The sequence below is a fragment of the Actinomadura sp. 6N118 genome, assembly GCF_044326415.1.
Taxonomy (GTDB): domain Bacteria; phylum Actinomycetota; class Actinomycetes; order Streptosporangiales; family Streptosporangiaceae; genus Spirillospora.
Genome location: NZ_JBIRAZ010000010.1, coordinates 87,114 through 113,548, shown reverse-complemented (window position 1 = coordinate 113,548; position 26,435 = coordinate 87,114). Strand labels below are relative to the sequence as shown.

Below are 26,435 nucleotides of genomic sequence, written 5' to 3'. Positions count from 1 at the left end.
ATGGCGGCTGCACAAGGCACGGTGGATGGGCGCAAACTGCGCGGCCAACGCCGTCGCGCCCAGATCATCGAGGCGACACTCACGATCGTCCGCCGCGACGGTGCGACCGGCGTCACCCACCGGACCGTCGCCAAGGAGGCCGGCATCACCACCAGCCTGACGCTCTATTACTTCGCCACCCTGGACGACCTGCTGGTAGCCGCCTTGACCAGCGTCACCGACGCCTACACCCAGCGCATCCGGCAACTCATCGACAGCGAGGACGACCCGGTCGACGGGCTTGCCCAGCTCATCGCCGAATCTGCCGGACCCGGCCGTGAGCGCGCCCTCGCCGAGCGCGAACTGTCGACCCTGGCGGCCCGCCGGCCCGCCCTACGCCCGGTAGCGCGACGCTGGCGCGACAACGTCGCGGAACTCGCCCGGACACGGACCGACGACCCCGACGCCATAGAAGCCTTCGTCGCCCTGTCCGACGGCCTCTGTACGGCAATCCTGCTCGACGATCACGAAGCCGACCCCGGCCACATCCGGGCAGTCCTCAGCAAGGCCCTGCCGAGAACGAGCCAATAGCCCAGTTGGCCACATCAGCAGGTGCCCCGATCCGCGAAAACCGGGTGGGCTGCACGCCGGCGGAGCTGAGAAGATCACCGCATGCTGATCGACCCTCATCTGCTCGCCGTGTTCACCCTGACCACCATCATCGCTCTGGTCACGCCCGGTCCCGACATGCTGTTCGTGCTTGGGTGTGGCGTGCGGGGCGGCGCCCGTGCAGGACTGCTGGCCACGGTCGGCGTGATCGCGGGCGACGCGGTGTACATCGCTGCGGCGGCCGCCGGGCTCGCCGTGCTGCTGACGGCGTTTCCCGTCGTGTTCACGGCGCTTCGGATCGCCGGATCCGCGTACCTGATCTACCTGGGTGTGCAGATGATCCGCAATCGCAAGAAAAGCCAGAGCGATGATCTGGCCGTCGGCGGGATGTCGGGTCGGCGCGCCTTCCTCAACGGCGCGGTCTGCTCCATGGCCAACCCGCAGACGTTCACCTTCATGGTCGCCTTCCTGCCCCAGTTCATCGATCCCAGTGCGGGGCCCGTCTGGCTGCAGTTCCTCGTGCTCGGCGGCATCCTGATCGTCCTGGAGTTCTTGGCAGACGGAACGGTCGGCGTCCTGGCCGGGCGGATCGGCGGCTGGCTGCGCGCACGCCAGGCGGTGCGGCGCCGGATCGACGCCGCGACCGGGGGCGTGTTCATCGGCCTGGGCATCAGGCTTGCGGCCGAACGCTGAGGGGCTCGGACTACGCGGGCGATTGCCCGCGATCTGCGACAAGGCGACGTGCGACTCCTGGACACGCCCACGGCCCGGCACCCGCGGAGAAGGCGGCAGAGCAGGGCGAAGGTTCGGAGTCGAACGTTCGGGGTCGAACGTGTTAGTTGCGCAGGCTCCATTGCTGGTTAGTGCCGCCGTGGCACGACCAGAGGTGGATTTTGGTGCCGTTGGTGGTCCCGTAGTCGCTGACGTCCAGGCATAGCCCGGACTGAACGCCGGTGATGGTGCCGTTGGCGTTGATGTTCCATTGCTGGTTGGTCTGTCCGTTGCAGTCCCAGATCACTGCCAGGGTGCCGTTGCTGGTCCCCTGACCGGAGGCGTCCAGGCATTTGTTCCCGAACAGGGTCAACTGCTTGCCGGACGTGTAGGTCCAGCGCTGGTTGGCGCCGCCGTTACAGTCCCAAAGCTGCGCCTGAGTGCCGTTGGTCGTCGAGGAGTTGCCGATGTCGATACAGCGGCCTGACGGCTGCCCCACGATCAGGACGTTTTGCTGACCGCCGGTGCTGGATTGGACCCCGGCGGACGCCATCACCGCTTGCGCGGCCGATGGCCAGTTGCCGTTGGTGACCGTCGTGTTGCTGTGAACGACGTTGCCCCGGTCGCCGTTGGTCACGTTGCTGCTGCCATTGGTCGACCAGTTGTTGGTGACGGTGAAGTTCCCCATGTTCTCACCGCCCCAGTAGTTGGCCGTGGCCCAGGTGCCGGTGTCGGAGAAGACGTTGTTGCTAGCGGTGTAGTACCGGGAGCCCTCGTCGAAGTAGAGCCCGAACCAGCCATTGGTCCGCAGGCAGTAGTTCCCGTTGATTGCCGCACTCGGATTCCAGGACAGCGTGTAGATGCATCCGCCATCGGTCATCTGCTGCATGACGTCGTGCACGTAATTGCCGATGAGCCGGTTGTTGGACGCGGTGGTGGGCGTTGTATACCGAGGTTGGTAGTTGTACAGGCCACGGCCGGCGTAATGGTCGCTGCCGCCGGCGTCGTTGGAGCCCCAGCCGTACCCGATCGACAGGCCGGAGTACGGCATGTTGTAGACCTCGTTGTGGGACATGGTGGCATTGGTGACGTAGGTGGTGAGGGCCGACACGTTGCCCCGGTACTCCACCCCGAGGTCGTGGATGCGGTTGTTGCTGATGGTGATATTCCGGTTGACCATTCGCTGGTCGCCGGGGTGGTGCGCGTCGGCGCGCACACCGCCGACCACGATGCCCCCGGCCGAGCTGCGGGCGATCTCGGACCGGGTGACCGTGATGTCGCTGGCGCCGAGGCCGACCCCGCTGGCGTGGGCGTTGGCGTCGTTGCCGATGCCGACTGCCATCTGACCCAGGTTGACGAACTGGGAGTCGCTGAAGGTGATGTTGTTGGCCGCGGAGACCTGCACGGCGGCGGGCATCTGGTACCAGTGCGGTCGAGTGGCCTCGAACTGCGTGCACCCGCTCTGGCAGGCGGTCGGCCCGGGCGAGTTCCAGTTGCCGGCGTTGTAGGCGCCGGTCTGCTGGTCCGCGTAGCCCTGATTGCTACTGGGCGCCAGCCAGCTCGTGCCGCTGAACGTGATCCCGGTGAACGTGACGTGGTGCGCGGGCGCGTCGTAGGTGCCCCCGACATTCACCAGGGACTGCAACACCGGCAGTTCCACATTGACGTTGCCCATGTTCTGTCCGGCGAGCGGAATGTAGGACAGGGCGCCGGTGCCGGGATTGAGGTACCACTCTCCCGGTGAATCCAGGAACTCGTACGCGTTGGTCAGGTAGAGCGGACCCGCCCGGTGCGGGCTGGTGAACGTGTCATATCCGAAGATGTTGTTGCTCCAGCCCGGCTGCTGCATCGTGATGAAGTTCCCGCTGATGCCCTGCACCGACACGTACCGGTCGGTGAACGAGCCGACGCTCTCCATTTGCACACGGTTCTGGTTGGCCAGGTTGTTCAGGTAGTTCAGCGCGGTATTGCTGAACCTCATCCCAGTGCTGGTGGCGCTGAAGTCGGACCGGTTCACCTGCGTGCGCGCACGGGTGGCGATGGCGCCGTTGACGTACAGCTGCCGGGTGTCGATCCCGGCTCCGACATTGGCCCGCCAGATGTTCTTCGCGGAGTCGGCCAGCGACCATCCGGTGACCGCCCTGGCGCCGCTGATGACGGGGCGTGCCGACGGGGCCGCCTGCCACACGACGCGGTATCCGTTGTTGCCCGAGTCGGCGGCGGTCAGCCGCAGCGGCGCGGAGAGCCGGTACACCCCGTCGGCAAGCTCCACGACGATGTCACCGGACATCGAGCCGTTGAGCGACCGCACCGCGGCTTGTGCGGCGGTCAGGGAGCATGGCTGTGCGGCCGAGCAGTTGGAACCGCTACCGGAAGGTGAGGCGTAGAGCGTCGTGGTAGCGGCGAAGGCCGGGGAGGCCGAAACCACCACGGCGGCCGGAGCGAACAGTCCTACGGCGGCGACCGCGGCGAACAGCGACCTGCGCACCGCAGCGGGAGAGAAAGCGAACACGGGTCTCCTTTCATGGGGCGGGGCGCTGATCGCCTAATTGAATTGCCACCAGTTCACGTTGAACAGGTTGCCGCTTCCACCGGTGAACTTGAGGTACAGATCGTGGGTTCCCGTCGCACCGTTCACCGGGCACGACACACTCGTCCACGTCTGCCATCCACCGGTGACCGGCACATTGCAGTTACCGACGACCGTTCCGGTGGGACTGTCCAGACGCAGCTCGATGGCGCCGCCACTGCCGGCCGAGGCCACGCGTGCGCTGAAAGACGCGGCACCGGCGCCGAAGGCGACGCCCTTGACTTTGATCCAGTCCCCGTTCGCGAGCCACCCGATGTTCATTCCGCCTTCGCTGGACGGCTCGGTCTCGATGCCGGATCCCCAGGCGATCGTTTCGGCCTCTTGGCGCACGTACGGATTCAGCGTGCCGATCTGCGGCGCCCCGGTGGTGGTCATATTGATCGTCGGGAAGCCGCCGTCCGCGTTGTAGCTGAACTTCTCCACGGCGACCGAACGGGTGTAACCGCCGCCGCCCGGCAACGCCCCGTTGTGGTAGAAGAAGTAGGAGCTCCCGTTGAAATCGATGACGCCGGGATGGTTGGTGAAACTGCTGCCCTGCGTGGGCATGATCGTTCCTCGGTAGGTCCATGGCCCGGTGGGGCCGGGGGCCGTCGAATAGGCGATGAACTCAGAGCAGCATTTCGCCGCGAACACGTTGTAGTACAGGCCGTTGCGCTTGTAGACCCAGGGCCCCTCCTCGTACAGGGTCGGGCGGTTCGGATCGCCGGTACGGGTGCCGAACCCTGCGGTGGTGAGGGGGATCTGGGTCGGGCCTCCCGAGTAGGAGATCATGTCGGCGTTCAGTCGCAGGTACCACAGATTGGGATTGCCCCAGTACAGATATGCCTGCCCGTTGTCGTCGATGAAGACGCTGGGGTCGATCTCGCCGTTCTCGACCAGTGGACGCCCGATGGCGTCCCTGAAGGGCCCGGTGGGGCTGTCGGAGACTGCCACCCCGATCGCATACCTGCCGGTTGCCCGGCTCGTCACCGGGACGTACCAGTAGAACTTGCCATTTCTGTAGACGGCCTGGCCCGCCCACGCGTCCGACTTCGCCCAGCTGAAGGTGGCGAGGTTCAGCGGGGAGCCGTGATCGGTCCAGTTCACCATGTCGGCGGACGACCAGACCCGCCACTCCTTCATGGTGAACCAGGTGGAGCCGTCTTCGTCGTGCCCGGTGTAGAGGTACACCCGGCCGTTGTGCACGAGCGGCGCCGGGTCGGCGGTGTAAATGTGCTGGACGATCGGGTTGTCCGCTCTGGCCACGGCCGGAAGCAGCGTTGCGATACAGAGCAGGCTCACCATTGCGGCGATCGCGTGTCTCGGGGCGAGACGGGGTGCGAGCTTCACGATTACCCCTTTATGGGCGGCAATAAAAGATCGAGGCGGGAAATGCGACGATGGCTAGACGGCGGTGATGGTCCACTGGTTGTTGGTGCTGGAATTAGGTGCCCACAGGGTCGTGGTGGAGCCCGCCGTGGTGCTGCCCGCGCCGTCCAAGGCCGTTCCGGTGCCGCGGTTGATGATTTGGTAGCGGCCGTTGCCGAGACTGTTCAGCCGCCATTGCTGGTTGTTGCCGCCGTTCCACGGCGCCTGCCGCGCGGACGCGCCGTTGGCGGCGTCGCCCCAGCTGTCGGCGACCATTCCGTTGGTACGGTTGACGACGCGGTAATAACCGCTGCCGAGGTCCACCAGCTGCCATTGCAGGTTGGTGCTGCCGTCGTAGTTCCATTGCTTGAGCATCGAGCCGGAGGCGACGTTTCCGCCGCTGTCCAGGACGAGACCGCTGGTGACGTTGGCGATCCGCGCCCAGCCGGTGGGAGTCGGGCCTGCGCCAAGGGCGGGGATCTGTCCTGAGAAGGTCAACTTGACCACGTACGCCCGCGCGCTGAACGGGGGTCCGGCGGAGGGCATCGAGATGTGCAGGCCGGAACCGTCCTGGCTGCGGTTGGGCAGGTCGATGTACGACCCGGCCGTGGAGCCGAGCAGCCGTACCGAGGTCAGCGAGCTCAGGTTGATCCGGTTCGAGCTCAGCGTGGTGATGTTCAGCGTGCTCCCCGGCCAGCCCAGCACGGTGGCGTACAGCACGGTGTTGTCATTGCTGCGGGTGAACCGGATGTCCTTGTTGGTGCCCTCCCGCGGGGTGGTGAAGGAGCCGCCGCCCATCTGTGTGGGGCCCTCGCCGTGGGTCGCCCAGGCCCGGGTGGCGTAGATGGACTCGCCGAATCGTCTGAGGTGATCGCCGATGCCGAGCAGGATGTCCCGCTGCCCGGACGGGATGGTGCCGTCGGCCATCGGTGCGATGTTCAGCACCATGTTGCCGTTCTTGCTGACCCGGTCGATCAGCGAGTGCAGCATGGCGTTGATCGAGTAGTAGCCGATGCCCACGGTGTAGCACCAGCTGGAGCTGGAGACGCTGTCGTCGGTCAGCCAGTACGGGTACTGGATGCCGGCCGGCCCGCCGCGCTCGAAGTCATAGACCTCGCCCCGGTTGTTGAACCCGTCCTTGTAAGTGGCGACCACTTCCTTGTTCCAGGCGATCGCCTGGTTGTAGTAGTAGGCCAGGAAATTCAGCCGTTGGGACTCGTCGACCCGGCTCAGATTGAAGTCCTGCCACAGGATGTCGGGCTGGTAGCCCTCGATGACCTCGCGGAGCTTGTCGTACCACAGCTGGTTCTCTGCGGCCGCGCCAAGCTGCCCGTACAGCTTCTTTAGTGAGGTCGTCGGTTGTGTCGGCACATTGTCGTAGTAGCCGGTGAAGTTGTACGCGTGGTGCAGTGACACGAACAGCTTCATGCCCTTGGCGCGGATCGCATCGGCGTGCAGCCGCAACAGGTCTAGCCGAGGACCGGTGGCCACCGAGTTCCATTCGTTGACGGTGCTGTTCCACATCGAATAACCGTCGTGGTGCTCAGCCACCGGCCCGGCGAACCTGGCACCGGCGTCGGCGAACAGCTGCGCCCACTCATTGGGATCGAAATTGCCCCCGGCGGACCTCAGTTTGGGCGCGAACTGCACCCAGTTGCCGGCCCTGTCCCGGGCGCCGTTGATGAAGTTGTGGTACGGCCACGCCGAGGGATCGCCGTAGACGCTCCTGTGATGGTTGTTCTCGTTCGAGCCGTTGATGTACATGGAGCGCGGGTACCACTCGTTGGCGAACGCGGGAACGCTGAACACGCCCCAGTGGTAGTAGATGCCGAACTTGGCATCCTGGAACCACTCCGGAGCCGCCGGATGCTGGTCCACCGACGGCCAGGTGGGGGTGTAGCTGCTCGGAGCGGTGGCGGCATGCCCGGTTCCGGCTCTCAGCAGACCGGTGGCCGCGGCGGCCCCGGTGATCCCTGCGGTGACGAGCAGCCTGCGACGGCTGAACTGGAATGACGACGACGAAGACATGACGAGAGCCTTTCGGGGGTTTCTCTCGTGAGGCGATGCGAAAACCCCATTGCACGGCCTCCGATCAGCACGATGGGCGTGATAGGCGCGAGGGGAGCGCGGCGGGTGGGTGTGCTGTGCCCCCGATGAGCGGACAGCGCAGCGGTCACCACCCGCTCATCGGGATCGGAGGAACGGGGCCAAAGTCGCCTCCGATCCGGCCGGTATTCCTCCGCGAATTATCAGCGCTCACATGCGCACTGAGAATGACAGACATCAACCATGGCCTCAAGGGGGAGCATTGGGGTTCGCCGAAAGGCGCTGGTACCGGCAATATCCGCGTGCCGATAGGTATGAAAGCTTTCATGACCCAGTTGGCCGGATTGTCATCAGTCGAGGTTGCGAATGTTAGTTATAACTAACGTTATGGCTAACATTGAAACACCCATCGCCGCCATTTACTGCGGGAGTCATCGAGGAGTCTTGAGATGTGCGCGTCAACGTCCTGACAGCGGTACGCGAGACGGGGACGGGCATCGCCTCACCAGTCACTGAGGTCTCACCGAGGTCTCCCGGGAGGCCTGGTGCTCTCGCGGACCACGAGCTTGGGATCGATGAGGCTGCGCAGAGGCGCGGCGTCCTCGTCCTCGGGCTCGGCGACATCTGCCTTGGCCTCGGGCTCAGCAGCCTTGGGCTCAGCCTCGGGTACAGCGAGCTGCTCGAGCAGCAGCTGGACGGCGCGGCGGCCAACTTCGCGGAAGTCCTGGTGAACGGTCGTGAGGGGCGGGATGAGGTAGCCAGACTCGGGAACGTCGTCGAAGCCGACCACGCTCACCTCATCGGGGACCGGCCGGCCGGCCGCCTGCAGTGCGCGTTGCAGCCCGAGGGCCATGGCGTCGTTGGCGGCGAAGACCGCGGTGACCTCCGGATCGCGGGCGATCAGCCTGCCCAGCTCGTAGCCGGAGCGAGCAGACCAGTCTCCGATGATCGGCTCGGGTACTGGGCGTCCCTCGCTTGTCAGGACCTCTCGCCAGGCGTCCTGGCGGCTCCTGGCATCGACCCACACAGGGGGCCCGGCCAGATGCCAGACAGTCTCGTGCCCGAGGCTGAGCAGGTGCCGGACCGCCCGGGCGGCCCCGGCGTGCTGATCGACTGCGGCGACCGGGAAGGGGATGTCCTCGGCAGCGTCGGCAACGACCAGCGGCAGGTCCGTTGGAAGGGGGGCACGCAGGCGGTCGACGGCCGACTCGAGCGGTGCACCGACGATGATCCCGTCGACCGGCAGGCCGCGCAGCAGTTCCATGGTCTCGTCGAGCGCACGGTCGTCGGACGCGTCGAGCCTGAGGACACTGATCATGTAGTCGTGCCGGCGGGCGGCCTGCTCGATCGCGTACAACGTCGCTGCCGGGCCGTAGCGCAGGTTGTCGACGGTGATGACGCCCAGGATGCCGGAGCCTCCAGCCGCCGGCACCCGCGCGGCGATCTTCGGCCGGTAGCCCAGCCGGCGCACGGCGGCCATGACGCGCTCCCGTGTCTGGGGCCGCACTTTCTCTGGCGAGTGCAGCACACGGGAGACCGTCATCGCCGAGACCTGGGCCAGCTTGGCCACATCCTCCAGGACCGGCGACCGGCCCTCCTCCGGACGGCCGTTCCCACTGTCGTCCATGCACCTTCCCTTTCAGCTCAGGTAGCGGATCTCTGCCAGGTTGACTCCGTGCAACGTGCGGATCCCAGAGCGGACGCTGGCCTTGGCGGGAGGTCGGCGACCGTCCAGTCCCGTGCCGAACGGCGGAGGCTGCCTCATACCGGATCCCCGAGGTCGGCGGGGTCAGCCGCGACCGCTGGGTCAGTGGCGACAGCGTGGTCAGCGGCGACAGCGTGGTCAGTGGGGTCAGTGGGGTCAGTGGGGTCAATGGGGTGAGCGGCGTCAGCGGTGAACGGCGTGCGATAGGACGGAGGCCGCGTGCGCAAATCGAGCCGCAGGGTTAGCCGGATACGGGTCGACCGGGGAAGCACTACGCGGAGCCAAGGGCTGTCGACCCGAGCCTTGGTGCAGGTCACAGTCGGCGGCCTGTGCCCGTAGTCGTACAGATCGCCGATCCAGGACTCGTCATCGCAGACGGTGTGGTGCACGGTGCGGATCGTGTGCTCGGCGAACGCTCCGGCTTGGACGACGACCGAGCGCGCGGCCTGCGGGTCGAGATTGACCAGGTCGACCACGGTCGCCTCTGGATCGATGCTGGACACGAGCGCTGCCACCGAAGGCGGCAGCCCGGGCCGCCGACGGTCGTCGTCGTAGTAGCGCACGCGCGCCTGCTGCAGGCCGCCGTTGTAGATGACCTGCGGGCCGCCCCAGGTCAGCTGGACCAGGGCCTCGGTGACCACCGGGTTCGACTGCTGCCAGAGGTGGATGTCGGCCTCGGGCACGTCCCAGCCGCAGTACTGCTCCATGCGGGCCAGGCGGTGACGCACCTGGGCCTGCGCGGCGGCGAGGATCCGTTCCGGGTAGCCGGGATCGTCCCCGGCGAGGAAGGCGAACCACGGCTCTTCGTGTCCGGCCTCCTCCTTGCTGCGGAAGGGCCGCACGGTACGCCAGTCGTAGCCGCTGGCAGCGCGCAGCCGTTCGATGCGCTCCCGGTCCGCGTTGGAAGCGGAGTGGTGCCACAGCGCGATCGGCACCGACATGAGCATCGGGTTGTGGTCGAACCAGCCGTCATCCCCGTATCGGAACGGAACGTGCAGCGTGGGCGTGTGCACGTCTTCGCCCAGTTGTACGGTCCACTTGGACTGCAGGCTGGAGTCCGCCTCGGCGAAGGACATGACCTTCCCGTGGGCGATGAGCTCGTCCAGTGCCGGGCGTACCAGGTCGAGAAAGGAGTCGTCGCCCGTGGCGGCGACCGCGGCGAGAGCCCCGACCGCTGCGGCGTGCCCGACGCTGTACCAGCCGTGCGGCCAGGACCAGCCGTAATGCCCGCCGTGCCAGCGGCCCCCCAGCAGCCCGCCGACCGTGCCGTCCGGGGCGACGTTGTCCGGGATGATGCCGCTGCCGCCGCTGCCGCCGCTGCCGCCGCTGCCGCCGCTGGCGGCGGCCCGTTCGCGCCACGCACCGACGTACTCGGCGATCCAGTCCCGGTACCGTTCATCACCGGAGAGGATCAGTGCGTTGAGCACGAGGCCGGAGGCGGCCAGGTTCACCGCGGTATCCCCGGCGCCCATCCGGCGGCGCATCTCCGTGCTCAGCCGCGGGTCGCGATCGAGCTCCGGTTTCGTGGCGCTTGGCGGCAGGATCCATTCCAGCGGGAAGCCGTACGTCTCGGCCTCGCGGGGCAGCCAGGGATACGCGTCGCCGTCGAACAGGCCCTCTCGCTGGGGGTCGCTGCCATTGTGCGGCCTGCGGATGATGCGATGTTCGGGGTCGTAATTTCCGTGCGCCGGATCGACATACAGCTCGGCGAACCGCAGCGCCCGTCCGGCCCAGCGTTCAGGGGCGGCCATGCACAGGAAGTAGAACAACAGCAGGCTCTCGCCCTGGTGGAACCAGTCATAACCGCGCTCGTACTCGTCATGGAGCATGCCCAACTCGGTCAGCTGCCGGGTGACTCCCTCCCAGTGCGATTCGGACGCGGCGAGGAGGTCGTCTGCACCGCCGAGCAGGTAGAGCTGGGGCCAGTTGAAGAACGTCTCATAGAAGTCGTCCACTCCATCGCGCGAGGTGAGCCGGCCGCGATAGGTCAGCCGCCCGTCCGGATCGGTGAAGTCGCGCGTGAATTGGCGCCAGGCGTAGTCGAGCAGGTCGAACAGCTCGCGCTGGGCTATCGCCCAGCCTGGCGGTTCCAGCAGCGGTACCGAGGCCGTGATGGCTGGTTGCATCCGGGAGTTCTCCATTCCAGGGCCGCACATCCTCGGAAAGAGTGGGCTTGCGCACGAATGGGGGTGGGCACGGACGGTCAGCCCTTCCTCGCGCCGGCGAGCATTCCGGCGACCAAGAAGCGCTGGGAGAAGAGGAAGACGGCGAGTACGGGGGTGATGGCCAGCAGCGTGGCCAGGGCCACCTGGGGGCGCTCGACCGCAAGGCTCCCGGCGGTCGGATTGAACTGCGGGACGTTGCTCAGCAGCGTGCCCAGCCCCACCTGGACCGGGAACTGGTCGCTCTCGGGTAGCAGGACGTACGGCAGGAAATAGTTGGTCCAGTTGGCGACGAAACTGAAGAACCCGACGAGTGCGGTGACCGGTACCGCCAGCGGCAGGGCGATACGGCGAAAGGCCCCGAACTCCGAGCAGCCGTCGAGCCTCGCGGCGTCCAGCAGTTCCCTGGGTAGCGCGGTGCTGAAGTAGATATAGGTCAGATACACGCCGAACGGATAGAACGAGTACGGCAAGATGACCGACCACATCGAGCCGATGAGGCGGGCCTCGTTCATTTCCAGGAAGAGCGGCACCACCAGCGTGGCGTTCGGCATGAGCATGACGACGAGCGTGGTCACCAGCAGGGTGTGCCGGCCGCGGAACTCGGTCAGCGCCAGCGCGTATCCGGCGGGGATGGTCACGCACAGGGTGATCGCCAGCGCGATGAACGAGTAGAGCGCGGAGTTGCGCAACCACAGGAAGATCGCGTTGTCCTGGAAAGCCGTCAGCGCGTCCCAGTTGTGCCGCAACGCCTGCCACGATCCGAAGGACAGCGGATGATCGTGGACGAGCTGGTCGTCGGTCTTGGTGGCGGCCAGCACCAGCCACAGCACCGGGACCACGAAGAAGAGCGCGAACATCGCGATCAGCACGGCGGGCAGCGGATTCGGTGGGCTGCGGCGAGCGGCACGGCCCGGGCGGCGGGCCGGCGATCCTTGCATGGTGCCGAAGCGACCGAAGCGGCCGGAGCGGGCGGAGCGGCCAAAGGGTCCGGAGCGGGCGGTCCGGGCGGAGCGGGCGGTCCGGGCGTTGCCCCGGGTGTCAGTCGGCATCGAAGAACCCCGATCGGGCGACGAACAGGCCCGCGACCACCAGCCCCACCACCAGCAGCTCGACCGAGACGGCCGCCGCGGTGTTGACGTTGTTGTTCTGGAAGGCGAAGTCGTACGTGAGCTGGTTGAGCGAGAAATCCCGGCCGGCCACCCCGTTGCTCGCCTGGGAGAGCAGCTCAGGCTCGACGAACAGCTGAGTTCCCGCGGCGAAGGCGAGGATCACCATGTAGACGATCCATTTGCGCAGCAGAGGCAGCTGGACGTACCTCGCGGTCTGCCAGGCTCCGGCCCCGTCGATCCTCGCCGCCTCCAGAAGGTCCGGAGGGATGTTGTTCAACGCCCCGTACATCACCACGATCCAGCCGCCCGCACCGGTCCAGAACGCGATGACGGCAAGCAGCATCGCCAGGTGACCAGGTGCGATGACCTGGCCGAAGGTGTCCCATCCGGCGGCGCGGAGCAGGAAGCCCACCGGGCTGACCGCCGGGTCCAGCAGGAATAGCCAGACCATCACGCTCGCCGCCCCGGCCAGCGCCCCGGGAATGTAGTACAGCAACCGCAGCGTCCTGCCGGTCATGCCCGAGGTCATCTGGTGCAGCAGCAGAGCGAGGACGACGACCAACACCACCAGCGCGACCAGCCAGAAGACCAGGTAGAGGGCCACGTGGCCCACAGCCGGGACGAACCTGAAGTCGGCCGCCGCGTCGGCGAAGTTCGACAGGCCCGCGAAGCGTCCATCCGCGTTGGTGAAGGCGAAGTAGACCGCGTAGGCAGTCGGAACGACACCGAACGCGATCAGCAGCACCACGTAGGGGGCGACGAAGCCATATCCGGCCAGGCCGGGCCGGGACGCGTGCCGTGGAGTGGACGGCGTCCGGGCCCGGCCGCGGACGGCCGGCGGTGCGCTCACCGGGTGACCTTGTACCCGTTGGACCGAGCGTGGTTCACGATCGCGTCCTGCCACGCCGGGAGCAACGAGACGATGGTCTTGCCCGCGGTCACGCCGGGGACGACGGTGGACGCCCAGATCGCCTCCTGGCTGAACTGCCCGTAGCCCCAGCCGGACCACACCTGCCCCGCGGCCGTCTGGAGCGTTTGGGCGATGTCATTGGCGTAGTAGCGGCGGGCTGCCTGGTTCGCCAGCCAGGCCTTGGCGGCGGGTGCGTACGCCGGGTAACCGGGGGCGACCTTGGCCTGGTAGTCGTTCGAGGTGGAAACCCAGGTCAGGAAGTCCGTGGCGGCCTTTAGGTTGGCGCTGTGCGCCGACAGGAGCCATGTGCCGCCGCCGACGTTGCCGGTCGAAGGCTCCGGGTCGCCGGACCACTGGGGCATCGGCGCGACCGCGATCTGGCCGGCGGGCGTCTTGAACGTGTCCTGGAACAACGAGCCGCCGAACCAGGACGGGCCGGGCAGCATGAGGATCTTGTCCGCCTGGTTCTTGTCGAAGTCCGAGCTGAACACGCTGCTCGTGGACATGCTGCGGTTCTTGATCAAAGTGTCCAGCAGCGAGGCCATCCGCCCGCAGTTGGCGCTGGTGGTGTTCACGGTGACCGCCTTGACACCGGTGATCTGGTTGGCGCCGCATTTGCTCGCCCACATGAAGATCTCCGGGGTGAAGCTGTCGCCCGCGGAGCCGACCAGGTAGCCGGGATGCTCGGCGGCGACCTTCTGGCCGAGCGCCTGGTAGTCCTGCCAGGTGGCCGGGACTTTGTAGCCCCACCGTTTCATCAGGGCCGCGTTGTACCAGAGCACGGTCTGGGACAGGTCGTTGCGCAGGCAGTAGAGGGTGCCGTCCACCGTGCACGGGTCGTTGGCACGAGGCGCCCAGCCGGCCAGGGTGGTCTGCGGGATCAGTCCCTTGTTGAGCGGTGCGGTGAAGCCAGCCTGCACCGCCCAGGAGACCTCGTTGTTCTGCGAGCTGAAGACCACGTCCGGCCAGCCCTTACGGGTGCGGTTGAACAGGCTGACCTTGGTCTGGAGATAGTTCGAGCCGTTGGCGTTCCCGTCATAGGTGACGATGTTGATCTTCACGCCGGGGCGTTGCTTCTGGTACAGCTTGGCGGCGGGCAGGCGCGTCGAGTCCACCCACACCGTCAGGGGACCGCCTGTCTGAGGCGCCTGGCGGAAACCGTCTTTGGCATTGGTCTGCGTGCCAGAGCCACCGCCACCGCAGGCCGCCACGGCTGCCAGAGCGAGCACGCCGCTGAGGACCAGGGAAACGGTGCGCCCGAGGCTCTTGCCTGAGCTGATCGCGCCATCGGCGCGGACCTTCGCTGTCATGAGCCGCTCCACTGACATCGTGGTGCCCGCCGACCATGGCAGGTTGGAAGGCATAAGTAGTACTTATTTTGCAGTCGGGGCTGTCGGCGGCTGCCCGCTCGCGTTGCCTCGACCGTGGCCTGGACACTGGAAAGAGGTGGATTGCGTGGGCCCTCATGAGACCGCTGGAGCCAGGCACCGTCAAGAGGATTGGCATGCCTATTTTTCGAGTGTTTTGCCATAGAGCCATCAAGGTTTCCCTGGATCTGCACCAAGCAAGCCAGGCCGCTGCCCTACCGGTGCCCAGATGAGTAATACTTATGTTCCCCAGCGTGTACGCCGGGAGGGATCCGTCCCTGACCGGGGCGGGGCCAGTCATACTCTCCGTTGTGGACGGCGAAGAAGGAGGCAGGCCGGTGGACGGCACGCCCGTACCGGCTTCGGCTGCTCAGGAACGCGAGGCCGCACAGCGGACCGGCTCGTACAGGCCTCGCTATGAACTGGTGGCCGAGCAGATCCTCCAGCTCATCGCGAAGCTCGGGCTCCAGCCCGGCGATCGGATGCCCACCGAGAACGACCTGGCCGGGCAGCTGGGCACGAGCCGGACGGTCGTCAGGGAGGCCATCAAGATCCTCTCTGCGATCGGGCGGGTACGCGCCCAGAAGGGCCGCGGGCTCTACGTCGCCGACGACGAGGGGATGCTGGGCTCTTCGCGATTGGGCGGCTTCTTCCTCCCGACCGACCTCGACCACGTCTTCATGCTGTTCGAGTTCCGCCGGGTCCAGGAGTGCACCGCCAGCCGGCTCGCCGCCACCCGCGCGACACCCGCCGAACTGCGGGCCATCGAAGCCGCCGCCGAGACCTGCCGGCAGGGCCATGCCACCGGGCAGGCCGCCCTGTTCGATCGCGGCGACGACGATTTCCACCTCGGCATCGCCGCCGCCTCGCACAACCCGTTCCTCGTTGCGGCGGTGCGCGAAGCCCGCCGCCTGCAACGCCAGTCCAGCACGATCGGGCTGCACGGCACGGTCGGGGGGCACGCCGAGGAGGCGATCGAGGAACACGCCGCGATCTACCGGGCCATCCAGAATGGCGACCCGGAGACCGCCGCCCGGGCCGCCGCCGTCCACCTGGACAACACCCTCGAGGACTACCGCCGCGAGATCCAGCGCCGCGTATTCGGCTGACCGCCGCCCCGGACACGGACCAGGCGGCCGCCGCACACCTGGAGTTATTTGGCAGAGGCGTCCAAGCCTCGGTGTCGGGAACCAAACCGGCGCCGACATGACCAGTGCGAACGTGATCCACGGACCGAGGCGACCCTCGCCGACGCGAACCTGACCGACGCGGGCCTACCGCGCCGCCCCGCCTCCGTGAACACGGAGGCGGGGCTGCACGCGGCCATCGGCGCAAGCTCTGGCCAGAAGGGAACCCGGACTCCGGGTGCCTCGGTGACCGCGGCTCAGGCTAGGTCAGGGACCTGGCCATGTTCTTGGCGAACTGCGACCATGCCTCGTGGGCGCCGGCCTTGTTCGCCGAGTCCGGGACGGACGGATTGGCCACGTAGGCCCAGACGCGCAGGTACAGGACCTTCTTCTTCTGGTACCAGTGGAAATGGACCTTGGAGCCCTTGCCGTCGAAGTGCCCCTTCTGCGCAACGAAGTACCAGCCGTACTTTCCCTTAGGGTAGAACTTGACCGGAGCGTTGCACACCTTCTTGAACCAGCAGGCCTTGAGGGGCAGCTTCTGGCCCTTCTTGGGGTACTTCTTCGGCGCACCTGAGACCGGGAAGGTGCAGTTGAAGCAGCTCTTCAGCTTCTTCATCGCCTTGGACGGGTGCTTTTTGGCGACCCTGAACTGATCGCAGCTGTGGGAAGGTACGCAGTACCCCACTGTCAGGCGGTAGTCGTAAAGCTTGCGCAGCTTCATCGTCTTGACTTTGGGCGCCACGGAAGTCGATATCGGGGCGGCGGCAGGTGTTGTCCGCGCGATTGCAGGGGCGGCTGGCTTCTGCGCCTGGGCGGCGGTACCCGCGCCGGGGATGGCGAGCACCAGTGCGCTGGAGGCGACGGTCGCCGCCAAAACCTTTCTCAAAAGGCTCATGCAAACCTCCTTGCGAGTGGAGTCTTCTTTCAGGGATTGGGGGAGCGTCTGGATCGGACTGTTCGACGTGATTCGAGATTCCTCGAAGGCGGTTGAAATCCGGTTGGGGACCATGACGCCGCGTTCGGCATGCTGGCCGACACCGGCGCCTGCACCCCGTGAGAGGAGAACCGCGATGGCGACCGGAACGCTCAACCGGCAACCGCACCGCCGAGCGGTGCGGTTGCCGGGGTCATTTCCGGGAAGGCCGTCTATCCCGTGATGTCGGCGTTGCGGGTGCGGACGAGTCCGGCGGTCGTCGTGGCCAGCACCCAGGCGGCCAGGACAAGTCCGCCGGCGGTCATGGTCAGCAGGCCCTCGCTGGGGTCGCGGCGCAATGCCAGCGCAGCGACACCGGGCAGCCATTTCCCGACGGTCACGGTGGCGGTACGGATGACGGTCTCGGCGACGGTGAGCCAGGCCACGGTGACGACGATGGCGGTGACCTGGTTGCGGGTGATGGCGCCAATTGCCGTGCCCAGCACCGCATACAGCACCGCCGAGATGACCGCGCCCAGCACGGTCAGCCACACCGCCGAGCCGGTGGGCAGGGGGACGTCGCGGGCGGCCAGCCAGCTGTAGGTGGTGGCGAGGCTGGCGGCTGCGGCGGCGAGTCCGAACCCGGCCCCGACGGCCGCCATCACCAGGGTCTTGGCCGCCAGCGTGGGGGTGCGGCGCGGGTCGGACAGGAAGGTCTGCTCGGCCTGGCCGTGCCGGAACTCCCCGGCGGTGGCGATGATGCCAGCCACGATCACCAGCATCGCCCCGGCACCGGAGGAGTGCAGCGCGCCGCTGACGGCGGTGTCGGAGTTCAGAGCCCGCCCGGCGGTCTGGGCGAAGGCCAGCGCCGCCACGGTGCCCGCGATGCCCAGCAGCACGGCACCGGCCAGCAGCCACCAGGTGGTGGCGGTGGCGCGCAGCTTGCGGACCTCGCTCCTGATCACAGTTCGCATGTTGATCACCTGTCGCATGTCAGCGGCCTCCGGCCAGGTCGAAGAAGGCCTCTTCCAGTGACGAGTGGCCCTGCAGCAGGGTGACCAGGGGGCTGTCGGCCACCACCCGGCCCGCGTCGATCATGATGATGTGGTCGGCCATGCTCTGCAGCTCACCGAGTTGGTGACTGGACACCAGAACGCAGCGGCCCTCGGCGGCCATCCGCCGCAGAAAGTCGCGGATCCAGCGAATCCCAGACGGGTCCAGCCCGTTGGTGGGCTCGTCCAGCACCAGGATCGGCGGATCGGCCAGCAGCGCCCCGGCCGGCGCGAGCCGCTGCCGCATCCCCAGCGAGTACCCGCCGACCCGGCGGTCGGCGCTCTCAGTGAGTTCGACCAGATCCAGAACCTCGCTCACCCGGCCCGCGTCGACTCTGGCCGAGGCAGCGAGGATCTCCAGGTGGGTGCGGCCGCGATGACCGGGGTGCGCGCCCGGGCCGTCCAGCACCGCGCCCAGCACGCTGCGGGGCGCCGCCAGTTCGTGGTAGGGGCGCCCGGTGACCAGGGCGCGCCCGCGGGTGGGGGGTGACCAGGCCCAGCAGCATCCGCAGCGTGGTGGTCTTGCCCGCGCCGTTGGCGCCGACGAACCCGGTGACCTGGCCTGCCTCGGCGGTGAAGCTCACCGCGTCGACCACCCTGCGGCCCGCGTACTCCTTGGTCAGGTCGCTGCAGGAGATCATCGGCGCGCCATCCGTACCACCACGTAGACGACGCCGGCGATCGCAGCGGCCACCGCGACCAGCAGCAAGTGTTGCATCGGGCTCATGTTTCCCTCCAAGAATGAACTTGTGTTCATACTCGGGCAGTATGAACACAAGTTCATTCTTGGGCAAGCCGATCAGCCAGACAGCCCGCCGATCAGCACCGTGACCAGGCGGGTGACCGCCGCACGCGGATCGGCGGGCACACCGGCCAGCAGCAGATGATGGAGCGCCGCGAACAGCATCATCGCCGCTGCCTGTGTGTCGGCCTGTGGGGCCAGGCGGCCCAGCCGCTGCTCCCGGCCCAGATAAGCAGCCAGGCCGGCCTCGATCTCCCCCAGCGCCGTCGGCGCGATCCGCTGGGACAGGCCCGGCCGAGAGAACACCAGCGCCGCCACCGCGAACGCCGGCGACTCCAGCAACGCCACCCCGGCCTCCACCAGATTCCCCGCCACCGTGCCGGTCCCCGCACGCTCACCCAGGGCCGCCATCCGCGCCGACTCCAGCCGGATCCGGTCCAGCGTCAGCTCGGTCAGGAACTCGTCCAGGTCAGCGAAGTTGTTGTAGAGCACACCGGTCGCGCACCCCGCCTCCTTGGTCACCGACCGCGCTGACACCCCGCCCGGCCCCTCGGACGCCAGCACCCGCTCGGCCGCCCGGAACAACCGATCCCGAACCTGAGGCGTCTGCACTCCGCGAGCCACCCGGCACCCGCCCTTCCCCCACACTGGCTACACCGGGCAGCGTATCGACGATAGAACCTCACACCGCCGCCCTCGCACCGCCACCCTCGACCAGGTAACACCAGCGCAGGCACGATGCGTGCGGGGCGGGTGGCAGACCTTCGAGCGAAATCCGCTGCCCGGCGCTTCGCTCCGGAGCAATAGGCGCATCGTCCTTGACCATAGGGCCTCCCTTGGAGGACAACCCCACCCACGGCGACCAAGGCCTCAAAACCGCAGCTCAACCAGCCCCCGAGAACGAACCGCGCGCAATCCGTTGTGTGGCAGAGCCCATGTAGTGATCGGCCGATTCGCGCGGATCTATTCCGGCTTCCGGAGGCGAGGGAGCGATCGCGGTAGCCCGAACGATGGGAGGACGCTGTTCTCGAAGCGGGTCATGGCGCAAATCCGGTCGCCTGCGAGGGTGAGGACGAACAGGCCGGTCCCGTGGCGGATACCGGTGGAAGCGCGCAGGTAGGTCCCGAACGCCGGCTGGCCGTTGGCTCGCGTCGGCACGAGGTCGAATCTGCGGCCTGCGCCGAACACGTCGGCGCAGAAGCGGGCCACGACGTCGCGACCCTCGTATTCGAGGGGCAGCGGCGGCATGGACATGAAGACGTCGTCGGTCAGCAGGACCACCAGCCCGTCGATGTCGGCGGACTCGTACGCGCTGACGAACCTCGCCACGATCGCATCCTCGGCGGGCGAACCGGCGGCGGGAGGAGCTTCACGGTCAGCAGCCGTCAATCGTCGGCGCTGCAGGCCGGCGCGCGCCCGCTTGAGGGCACTCTTGACCGATTCGACGGTCGTGTCCAGCATGTCGGCCACCTCGTCGGCATGGAATCCGAGGACGTCACGCAGGATGAGCACGGCGATCTGGCGGGGCGGCAGGACCTGAAGCGCGGTCACGAAGGCCAGAGAGACCGATTCGCGCTGTTCGTAGCGGGCCTCCGGGCCGAGCGGCAGGTTGATCGCACCCTCGAGAAGGGCGTCGGGATATGGCTCGAGCCAGACGATTTCGCCGAGTCGGGTCGGTTCTGGCGGTTCGACTCCGGGGATGTCCCACTCCTTGGCCGGGCGTCGGCTGGCCGAGCGAAGCGCATCGAGGCACCGGTTGGTGGCGATCCTGTAGAGCCACGTACGGAGCGAGGCGCGACCCTCGAACCCGCCGAGACCCCGCCAGGTGGCCAACAGGGTGTCCTGGAGGGCATCCTCGGCGTCTTGGAAGGATCCGAGCATCCGGTAGCAGTGCACTTGCAGCTCTCGGCGGTGCGGCTCGGTCAGCGCTCGGAACGCCTCGCCATCCCCAGCCCGTGCCCTGCTGATCAGGTCGGCTCTCCCCAGCTCCACTCCGTGTCACCTCTCTAGCGCATCTTGTCGCGTTCACATCCTGTATCGACGCCGGCCGAGGTCCGAACGGGGCGGTTGATGAGCGCCCCCTTTCCCAACATCGCGGCGTCTAGACCACTAGCAGCCGACAACGCCAACGAAGGGGAGCCGACATGGGAAAGATCGTCATCAGCGAGAACGTCTCGCTCGATGGAGTCATCCAGGACCCGACTGGTAAGGAGGGTTTCCGATTCGCAGGCTGGTTCGACCAGATGGAGGGCAAGGACCGCGAGGCGTGGGCCGGGGTCGAGTACGAGGAGGCGCTGGGCACCGAGGCGCTGCTGCTGGGTCGACGGACCTACGAGTGGTTCGTCGCGCGGGGGTGGGCATCCCGGAGCGGCGGGTGGGCGGACAGGCTGAGAAGCCTGCCCAAGTACGTCGTGTCCTCGACCCTCGAAGATCTCGATTGGAACAACTCGACGGTCCTGAAGGGCGACGTCGTGAATGAGGTCTCGAAGCTGAAGCGAAAGGTAGACGGGGACATCGTCGTCTATGGCAGCGGCCGGCTTGTGCCCGCGCTTATGGAGCATGACCTCGTCGATGAGCTGCGGCTGATGATCTGCCCGTTCGTGCTCGGGGACGGTGAGCGCCTCTTCGGCGAGACCAGCGACCAGAAACCCATGCGGCTTGTCGACACCCGCACCGTCGGTGACGGCCTGGTCTTGCTCACCTACCAGCCCGTCCGGGACGCCTAGCTGTTGGGCGCCATGGCACGCGGAACCTGGATGCGGTACGAGAGATAGACGCTGGCGAGGGGCCGGATTTGCCCTCGTTCTTGTCGGAGGGATGGGGCTTACAGCGGTAGCAGCATGAGGGTCAGGCCGTGGTCGAATCGTTCGTCGAACGTGGCGTCCTCTAGTCGCGGCAGCACTTTGGCGAGGGAGGGGAAGTTGCCTGCGGCAACGGCCTCGGCAAGGCGGCGATCCCCCGGCAGTGGGGCGGCCTGTTCCTCCTGGGTCAGCCCCAGCGTGAAATACACGATCGTCCAGCAGGTCCAGGCCGCTTCCCGTGAGTCGAGGCCGCTTTCGAGCAGGGCCTCGACCATCGTGTCGGCGAAGCGCAGCGTCGCGGGTTTGGCCGCGTAGGTGCCGGTCACGACTGCGGCCCCGTCGCGGTGCGCCAGCAGCGCCGCGCGGTAGCGGCGGGCGAGTTCGTGGACCCGTTCCTTCCAAGGCGCGGGGAGGTCCTGCGTGGACGCCTCACCGACGATCGCGTCAGCCATGAGTTCCAGCAGGTGAGCCTTGGTCTTGGCGTGCCACAGCACGGTGTTCATCCGCACGCCCAGGCGCTCGGCGATGGCGCGCATCGACACCGCCTCGACGCCCCTGTCCTCCAGGATCTCCAGCGCCGCCCGCACGACTGCCTCTTGCTTATTGGTCACTGACCAAGTCTACTGTTGGTCACTGACCAAGAGGGGGGTGTTTCATGGAAGAGGTCATCGTCGTCGGTGCCGGCCCGGTAGGACTGTGGCTGGTCGCCGAACTGCGGCTCGGCGGCGTGGAGGCCACGGTGCTGGAGGCCAGGCACGAGCGCGATCCGCACTCCAAGGCGCTCACCGTTCATCCCCGCACGCTGGAGATCCTGGCCTTCCGCGGCGTCGTGGACCGCTTCCTTTCCGAGGGCCCGCACATTCCCAGCGGCCACTTCGGCGGCCTGGACGACCGCATGGACTTCAGCGTGCTGGACACACCGTTCCCCTTCACGCTGGCGCTACCGCAGGCCCGCACGGAGGAACTGCTGGAAGAGCACGCGCTCGCCGCAGGCGCCACGGTGCGGCGCGGCCACCGCGTCACCGGCCTCACCCAGGACGCCGACGCGGTGACGGTGACCGCAGAAGGCCCGACCGGGCCGTACACGCTGAAGGCCGCCTACGTGGTGGGCTGCGATGGAACGGGCAGCGCCGTCCGCCAGGCAGCGGGCATCGCCTTCCCCGGCACCGACACCACCGTCTGGGGCTGGCTTGGCGACGTCGTGCTCGATCAGCCTCCGGCGGGTATCGCCAACCTGTCCGGCCCGCGCGGCGGCCTGATGATCGTTCCACTCCCAGGCGGCGTCCACCGGATCGTCGGCAGCGACCCTGCCAGTGTCCAGTCCGGCTGGCCGGGTGAACTCACCCTCGACGAGTTGCGCGCCAAGGTCACCTCAATCGCAGGCACCGACTACGGCATGCGCGACCCGCGATGGCTGTCCCGTTTCGGCAACGCCACCCGCCAGGCCGAGCGCTATCGCGCCGGCCGGGTCTTCCTCGCCGGGGACGCCGCGCACATGCATTTCCCCACCGGCGGCGTCGGCCTCAACGTGGGCATCCAGGACGCCACCAACCTCGGCTGGAAGCTGGCCGCCGCAGTCACGGGGACCGCGGCGGACGGCCTCCTGGACACCTACCATGCCGAACGCCACCCGGTCGGCGCCGATCTGCTGGTCAGCACGCGGGCGCAGACCGCGCTCATGACCACGTTCACCCATGAGGGGCGGGACCTGCGAGCGCTGCTCAGCCGCCTCATCGCCACCGTGCCCGAGCTGTCCAGAGAGCTGGCGGAACGGTTGTCGGGGCTCGCGGTCACCTACGAGCCCCCTCCCGGCGCACATCCCCTGACCGGAAGCCGGGCGCCCAACCTGCGGCTGGCCGACGGCGAGCTGTTCACCCTGCTCCGCCCGGGTCGCCACGTGCTGCTCGACCTGGCAGCCACGCCGTACGAAGGATGGCCGGAAGCCGCACTCATCCGCCCCGACGGCCACGTGGCCTGGGCCGGCGACAACCCTTCCGAAGCCCCGACCACAGCTGGACCGCCCACACAGGCCAGATCGTCGCGGAGCTCAGGCCGCCGAAGCCCCTGATCTGCCTCAACGGCGATCCGGGCCTCAGCCCCGGCTTCGAGCCCGGTCCGCCGCTGCCGTTCCGGATCTGGTGAGTACGGCATCTAGGTAAGTACGGCTCCGCAAGGGACGCCCCACCCTCACCAGAGAGAGAGTCGCCCGCGCGGCACTGGAGATCCTCGGCGAGTCAGGCCCGGCCGAACTGACCATGCGCGCCGTCGGCGCCCGTCTGGGGGTGTCGCCGCGTGCCCTGTACAACTACGTCACCGACCGCCGCGATCTGCTGGGGGAGATCGTGGCGGTCTGCCAGCTCGACCGACCCCAGCCACGGCTCGATGCCGCTCGATGGCGGGAGACCCTGTGCGTGTACTGCCGGGAACTGCGCTCGTGGTACCGCGCGCACCCGAGCATGCTGGCGCTGGCAAGGGCTGAGGACCTGACCCCGTTCGCCTCCCCAGAGATGATGCGACCCGACGACGCGCTGGTGGGCTTCTTCCTCGGCATCGGACTTTCGCCCCAGGATGCCTACCGCGCCTGGTCGATCACCGTGCTCCAGGTGGCCGGGTTCGCCGAAATCTGGGATGCCTGGCACGACCGGCCGCCCCCGGGTTCGGACCCAGCCGCATGGACGGGAGTACCACCGCTCTCGGCAGGCGAAGGCCTGCCGCATCTGGAGCGCGTCGCAGCCGAGTCAACTCCCGACCCCCCGGATGCGCTGTTCGAATCGGTCTTGAGCATGCTGATCGCAGGCATCGAAGCCATGCAGTAGCGCGCCCCGGTCGGCACTCATCTCACCGAAACGCCGAACGCTGGCGTCGCTCACGGGATCGACCAGGCGTCTCCACGGGACCGCCCCCCCCCTTGAACCGCCTGCCTCCGCACTGTTCGCTGGCTATGACTGCGCCTCACGCAAGAGCCACCGGGCCCGTATCGGCTGGTTTCGACGGGGTCTACCGGTAGGACAGCCTCGACCGGACTTTTGGGTGCGGCCCCATTGCGGATGTCCTCAACCGCAATGGGGGCTCGCGAGATCATCACCGGGCATCCCGCGCTGCCGTAGGTGGGAAGTCTGTGACCTGCGCTCACGCTCGCGTACAGGTGTGGTGGCTCAGGTGCGCCTCTGGCGGCGGCGTTGGAGGAGGAACAGGACGGCGACGAGCGGCGCCACCAGACCTCCCGCGATGGCCACGCGCGCCGCGACTGGCAGGCCGTCATTAACGTCGCGAGGGGACGGCGCTGGGCCGGCTGTGGCATGTCCCGGTGTGGGCGGATGTGCTGGAACGGAAGGGATGGGGAGGGGCTTGCCGCCGGGCCGGGTGCCGCCGCAGAGATTCGCCCGCAATACGTCGCCGTCTCGTTGAGCGAAGACCAGGTACTCGCGGCCCGTCTGGGCTTCGAGTCCACAAGTGGCGCTCTCGGAGACGGTATGGAGATCCTGCCGACGTGAGACCTTGCCCTTGTTGACCGTGCTCACCTCGAAGACGAGGGTCGTGGGATCACCGCTGCTGCGTGTTTTCCACGGCCCCCAGCCCTGGGACTTCACCTGACGCTGAAGGACTCGTCCGGTGAACACCGCATCGGCCTTGGTATACGCCTCGTGGTCGGTCATGGGCGCGCAGCTGCACGCACAGGCTCGTCCGGGTGTCGCCGCGCCGACGACAAGGACGAGCGCCAATGCGATCAACGTTCGAGTGATCGTTAGCGAGGGCACGGCCCTTTGGACGCATTCCGCTGCAAGGTGGTTCCGGGCGTAGGCCGGATCCCGAGGGGCCGCAGGTTGACAGAGCAATCGCCAGTCCAGGAAGGTCTATGTATGAATACATCTTCAGATGAGCAGGTTTTGGAGCTCGACGGGTGTGCTGTGCGGGTGGTGGATGCACCGCGAGTCGCCTCGGTGTGCGAGCGGATGCCCGCCGAGCAGGATCTGGACGACACCGCCGAGGTTTTCGGGCTGCTGGCCGACTCCAGGCGGCTGCGTCTGCTGGTGGCGCTGCTGGACGGTGAGCTGTGCGTGTGTGATCTGGCCGCGGTCAGCGGCATGAGCGAGTCGGCGGCCTCGCACGCGCTTCGGCTGCTGAGGGCGCACCGGGTGGTCAGCGTCCGGCGTTCCGGCCGGATGGCCTACTACCGGTTGGCCGACGCGCACGTGCGGATGCTGCTGGATCTGGCCGTTGCGCACATCGAGCACACCGAGGCCGTCCACCCCGAACGGGAGCTGTGATGGGCGCCGGGCACGGGCACGGCGCGGGCCAGGTCGCCGAGCACGCCGGAGGGCAGCACCGCTGGCGGCTGGGAGCGGCCTTCGCTCTGGTCGGCTCGTTCTTCGTGGTGGAGTTGGTCTACGGGCTGATCTCAGGTTCGCTGGCGCTGTTGTCGGATGCCGGGCACATGGCCGCCGACGTGGTGACGTTGGCCGCGGCGCTTGTCGCCACCAAGATCGCGGCACGCCCGGATTCCACCGGCCGCCGCACCTACGGGTCCTACCGGGCCGAGGTGTTCGCCTCCGGGTTCGCGGTGCTGGTGATGCTGGGTACCGCCGTCTACATCACGATTGAGGCCCTGTCCCGGATCGGCGCCGACGCCGAGGTCTCGACTGGGCCGATGCTGGTGGTCGGCGCGCTGGGACTGGTGGTCAACCTGGCCGCGCTGTTCCTGCTGCGTGCGGGCGCCGCCGACAGTTTGAACGTCAAGGGCGCCTACCTGGAGGTGCTCGCCGACACCGCCGGATCGGTCGGCGTGATCACAGCCGGCATCCTGGTCGCCGCCACCGGGCAGGTCCTGTTCGACACCTTGGTCGCGCTCGCCATCGCGGTGTTCGTCATCGTCCGCGCCCTGGCGCTGGGCCGCCAGGTGCTGGCGGTGCTCGGCCAGCATGCCCCCGAGGGCTTGGACGTCGACTCCGTGGCCGGCGAGCTGGCCGCCATCGACGGCGTCCAGGACGTGCACGACCTGCACCTGTGGACGTTGACCTCTGGCATGCACGTCGCGACCGCCCACCTGGTGACCACCGAACAGGCTCACGCACACGCCGTCCTAGACCAAGCGCGCGACCTGCTTCGTGACCGCCACGCCATTGCCCACGCCACCCTCCAGGTCGAACCCGCCGACCATGAAGGCTGCGACGAAGTCGGCTGGTGACGCACGCAGGCACAGCCTTCGGGGGAAGGTCCGGCTGACCCCGCCGCGGGACGCCGGAGCCAAGATCGCCGTTC

General features: G+C 67.6%; 24 protein-coding genes and 1 pseudogene. 8 read left to right on the top strand and 17 right to left on the bottom strand.

Annotation, left to right across the window (positions count from 1 at the left end):
* Both ACH34W_RS25925 and ACH34W_RS25920 read left to right on the top strand, forming a co-directional pair.
* A complete protein-coding gene (locus ACH34W_RS25925) occupies positions 1-570 on the top strand; it encodes a TetR/AcrR family transcriptional regulator (protein WP_395963639.1) in 570 nt (189 codons plus the stop codon).
* A gap of 81 nt (positions 571-651) precedes the next feature.
* Positions 652-1,281, top strand: coding sequence for a LysE family translocator (locus ACH34W_RS25920; protein ID WP_395963638.1), 630 nt, complete (start codon positions 652-654; stop codon positions 1,279-1,281).
* Between the two features lie 142 nt (positions 1,282-1,423).
* On the opposite strand, the gene ACH34W_RS25915 is transcribed toward ACH34W_RS25920, so the two are convergent.
* The 9 genes from ACH34W_RS25915 to ACH34W_RS25875 form a co-directional block, all read right to left on the bottom strand.
* A complete protein-coding gene (locus tag ACH34W_RS25915; RefSeq protein WP_395963637.1) occupies positions 1,424-3,811 on the bottom strand; it encodes a ricin-type beta-trefoil lectin domain protein in 2,388 nt (795 codons plus the stop codon).
* Positions 3,812-3,844: 33 nt separating this feature from the next.
* Positions 3,845-5,218 (bottom strand): glycoside hydrolase family 43 protein, encoded by a 1,374-nt coding sequence (locus ACH34W_RS25910; RefSeq protein WP_395963636.1) that lies wholly within the window; start codon positions 5,216-5,218, stop codon positions 3,845-3,847.
* A 54-nt stretch (positions 5,219-5,272) separates the two neighbouring features.
* Positions 5,273-7,264, bottom strand: coding sequence for an alpha-L-fucosidase (locus tag ACH34W_RS25905; RefSeq protein ID WP_395963635.1), 1,992 nt, complete (start codon positions 7,262-7,264; stop codon positions 5,273-5,275).
* Positions 7,265-7,802: 538 nt separating this feature from the next.
* Positions 7,803-8,909 carry a LacI family DNA-binding transcriptional regulator gene (locus ACH34W_RS25900; protein ID WP_395963634.1) on the bottom strand — a complete coding sequence of 369 codons (1,107 nt, stop codon included), beginning with the start codon at positions 8,907-8,909 and terminating at the stop codon, positions 7,803-7,805.
* Positions 8,910-8,921: 12 nt separating this feature from the next.
* Positions 8,922-9,047 (bottom strand): hypothetical protein, encoded by a 126-nt coding sequence (locus ACH34W_RS25895; RefSeq protein WP_395963633.1) that lies wholly within the window; start codon positions 9,045-9,047, stop codon positions 8,922-8,924.
* Positions 9,044-11,113, bottom strand: coding sequence for a hypothetical protein (locus ACH34W_RS25890; RefSeq protein ID WP_395963632.1), 2,070 nt, complete (start codon positions 11,111-11,113; stop codon positions 9,044-9,046). The genes ACH34W_RS25895 and ACH34W_RS25890 overlap by 4 nt, the downstream gene beginning before the upstream one ends.
* 77 nt (positions 11,114-11,190) lie before the next feature.
* Positions 11,191-12,201, bottom strand: a complete 1,011-nt coding sequence (locus ACH34W_RS25885; RefSeq protein ID WP_395963631.1) for a carbohydrate ABC transporter permease — start codon at positions 12,199-12,201, stop codon at positions 11,191-11,193.
* Entirely contained in the window at positions 12,191-13,111 is a 921-nt protein-coding gene (locus ACH34W_RS25880) for a carbohydrate ABC transporter permease (RefSeq protein WP_395963630.1), read from the bottom strand. Before ACH34W_RS25880 ends, ACH34W_RS25885 begins: the two co-directional genes overlap by 11 nt.
* Positions 13,108-14,481: an ABC transporter substrate-binding protein gene (locus ACH34W_RS25875; RefSeq protein ID WP_395963629.1), complete on the bottom strand. Its 1,374-nt coding sequence runs from the start codon at positions 14,479-14,481 to the stop codon at positions 13,108-13,110. The genes ACH34W_RS25880 and ACH34W_RS25875 overlap by 4 nt, the downstream gene beginning before the upstream one ends.
* 395 nt (positions 14,482-14,876) lie before the next feature.
* Between ACH34W_RS25875 and ACH34W_RS25870 the strand changes: the two genes are divergently transcribed.
* Positions 14,877-15,647, top strand: coding sequence for a FadR/GntR family transcriptional regulator (locus ACH34W_RS25870; protein ID WP_395963628.1), 771 nt, complete (start codon positions 14,877-14,879; stop codon positions 15,645-15,647).
* Positions 15,648-15,927: 280 nt separating this feature from the next.
* Here the strand turns inward: ACH34W_RS25870 and ACH34W_RS25865 are convergent, their stop codons facing one another.
* From ACH34W_RS25865 to ACH34W_RS25840, 6 genes and pseudogenes are all read right to left on the bottom strand, one after another.
* The gene (locus ACH34W_RS25865; protein WP_395963627.1) at positions 15,928-16,758 is read right to left on the bottom strand and encodes a hypothetical protein; all 831 of its coding nucleotides are present in this window, start codon (positions 16,756-16,758) and stop codon (positions 15,928-15,930) included.
* 56 nt (positions 16,759-16,814) lie between these two features.
* Entirely contained in the window at positions 16,815-17,555 is a 741-nt protein-coding gene (locus ACH34W_RS25860; protein ID WP_395963626.1) for a hypothetical protein, read from the bottom strand.
* Between the two features lie 19 nt (positions 17,556-17,574).
* Entirely contained in the window at positions 17,575-18,072 is a 498-nt protein-coding gene (locus ACH34W_RS25855; protein WP_395963922.1) for an ABC transporter ATP-binding protein, read from the bottom strand.
* 97 nt (positions 18,073-18,169) lie between these two features.
* Positions 18,170-18,274, bottom strand: a pseudogene (locus ACH34W_RS25850) (ABC transporter ATP-binding protein); the annotation flags it as partial.
* Positions 18,275-18,432: 158 nt separating this feature from the next.
* Positions 18,433-18,987 carry a TetR family transcriptional regulator gene (locus tag ACH34W_RS25845; RefSeq protein ID WP_395963625.1) on the bottom strand — a complete coding sequence of 185 codons (555 nt, stop codon included), beginning with the start codon at positions 18,985-18,987 and terminating at the stop codon, positions 18,433-18,435.
* Positions 18,988-19,338: 351 nt separating this feature from the next.
* Entirely contained in the window at positions 19,339-20,367 is a 1,029-nt protein-coding gene (locus tag ACH34W_RS25840; RefSeq protein ID WP_395963624.1) for a sigma-70 family RNA polymerase sigma factor, read from the bottom strand.
* 152 nt (positions 20,368-20,519) lie between these two features.
* On the opposite strand from ACH34W_RS25840, the gene ACH34W_RS25835 reads away from it, so the two are divergent.
* The gene (locus tag ACH34W_RS25835; protein WP_395963622.1) at positions 20,520-21,101 is read left to right on the top strand and encodes a dihydrofolate reductase family protein; all 582 of its coding nucleotides are present in this window, start codon (positions 20,520-20,522) and stop codon (positions 21,099-21,101) included.
* A gap of 98 nt (positions 21,102-21,199) precedes the next feature.
* Here ACH34W_RS25835 and ACH34W_RS25830 read toward each other — a convergent pair whose 3' ends face one another.
* A complete protein-coding gene (locus ACH34W_RS25830; RefSeq protein ID WP_395963621.1) occupies positions 21,200-21,787 on the bottom strand; it encodes a TetR/AcrR family transcriptional regulator C-terminal domain-containing protein in 588 nt (195 codons plus the stop codon).
* 44 nt (positions 21,788-21,831) lie between these two features.
* On the opposite strand from ACH34W_RS25830, the gene ACH34W_RS25825 reads away from it, so the two are divergent.
* Positions 21,832-23,244, top strand: a complete 1,413-nt coding sequence (locus tag ACH34W_RS25825; RefSeq protein WP_395963620.1) for an FAD-dependent monooxygenase — start codon at positions 21,832-21,834, stop codon at positions 23,242-23,244.
* A 148-nt stretch (positions 23,245-23,392) separates the two neighbouring features.
* Complete coding sequence (locus tag ACH34W_RS25820; RefSeq protein ID WP_395963921.1) at positions 23,393-23,992, top strand: TetR/AcrR family transcriptional regulator; 600 nt, start codon at positions 23,393-23,395, stop codon at positions 23,990-23,992.
* A 339-nt stretch (positions 23,993-24,331) separates the two neighbouring features.
* Here the strand turns inward: ACH34W_RS25820 and ACH34W_RS25815 are convergent, their stop codons facing one another.
* Positions 24,332-24,934: a hypothetical protein gene (locus ACH34W_RS25815; protein ID WP_395963619.1), complete on the bottom strand. Its 603-nt coding sequence runs from the start codon at positions 24,932-24,934 to the stop codon at positions 24,332-24,334.
* A gap of 159 nt (positions 24,935-25,093) precedes the next feature.
* On the opposite strand from ACH34W_RS25815, the gene ACH34W_RS25810 reads away from it, so the two are divergent.
* Positions 25,094-25,444 carry an ArsR/SmtB family transcription factor gene (locus ACH34W_RS25810; protein WP_395963618.1) on the top strand — a complete coding sequence of 117 codons (351 nt, stop codon included), beginning with the start codon at positions 25,094-25,096 and terminating at the stop codon, positions 25,442-25,444.
* The gene (locus ACH34W_RS25805) at positions 25,444-26,361 is read left to right on the top strand and encodes a cation diffusion facilitator family transporter (RefSeq protein WP_395963617.1); all 918 of its coding nucleotides are present in this window, start codon (positions 25,444-25,446) and stop codon (positions 26,359-26,361) included. The genes ACH34W_RS25810 and ACH34W_RS25805 overlap by 1 nt, the downstream gene beginning before the upstream one ends.
* Positions 26,362-26,435: the final 74 nt, after the last annotated feature.